We start from the raw sequence: 764 nt of genomic DNA on the forward strand, positions 1-764 counted from the left end.
GTCCATGGCGGTGACCTCTGGCGATTAAATACACCATTATCATGCCTTCAGCCACCACAACAAGGGAAGACCCATATGCATACAGCTATATTGATCGGAGGTTTTTCATGCCTAGACACTATGAAATTGACTCAGCCTGGCGTGCGAGCATTAAGCGTGAGCCGAACGGTCGTCAGACAGTTACGACAGAAGCCTTTGTCAGCCAGCTTGCGCTGATTAATTTTCACTGGAGTTGTCGCCAAGCAAATCAGTGGATTGAAACCTACGTGACCGTTTTTAAAGACATTTCCACTCAGGAAGGAGAGAACCGGACATTCATGCTTTTTAACCCCAACGGAGGCCGTTAAAAATGGGTTTTCCATCGCCAGCAACCGACTACCAGGAAAACAGGCTGTCACTCGATCAGCACTGTAATACAGGAGCGCCGGGAGTATTCTTTTTTCGAAGTGATACCTACTCTTTCCGGGAAGGGATAAAGCCTGGTGCGCTGCTCATAGTAGATTTTGGGGGCACGCCCGTTGACGGGTCTTTGGTGCTCTGTGTCCTGGAACAAGAATTCAGGATCATGCGATTGCGACTACACCCCAAGCGGTGTCTCCAGGAACTCGATAAGCTGGATAACTTCAGGGCTATACCTGATGACGATGAGGACGGGTTGGAGGTCAGGGGGGTCATTACGCACATTGTGGCACTGTTGCAAAGTTAGCGATGAGGCAGCCTTTTGTCTTATTCAAAGGCCTTACATTTCAAAAACTCTGCTTACC

The 764-nt window shown here is 49.0% G+C and carries 2 protein-coding genes; both read left to right on the forward strand.

Annotated features, from left to right (window positions below; translation table 11 throughout):
- The first annotated feature begins 107 nt into the window (after positions 1-107).
- Positions 108-347, forward strand: coding sequence for a hypothetical protein (locus RYZ59_RS24565; RefSeq protein WP_001549892.1), 240 nt, complete (start codon positions 108-110; stop codon positions 345-347).
- A gap of 2 nt (positions 348-349) precedes the next feature.
- Positions 350-706 (forward strand): S24 family peptidase, encoded by a 357-nt coding sequence (locus RYZ59_RS24570; protein WP_004199403.1) that lies wholly within the window; start codon positions 350-352, stop codon positions 704-706.
- The last annotated feature ends 58 nt before the right edge of the window (positions 707-764 follow it).

This window comes from Citrobacter sp. HN-141 (assembly GCF_033341895.1).
GTDB lineage: Bacteria > Pseudomonadota > Gammaproteobacteria > Enterobacterales > Enterobacteriaceae > Citrobacter.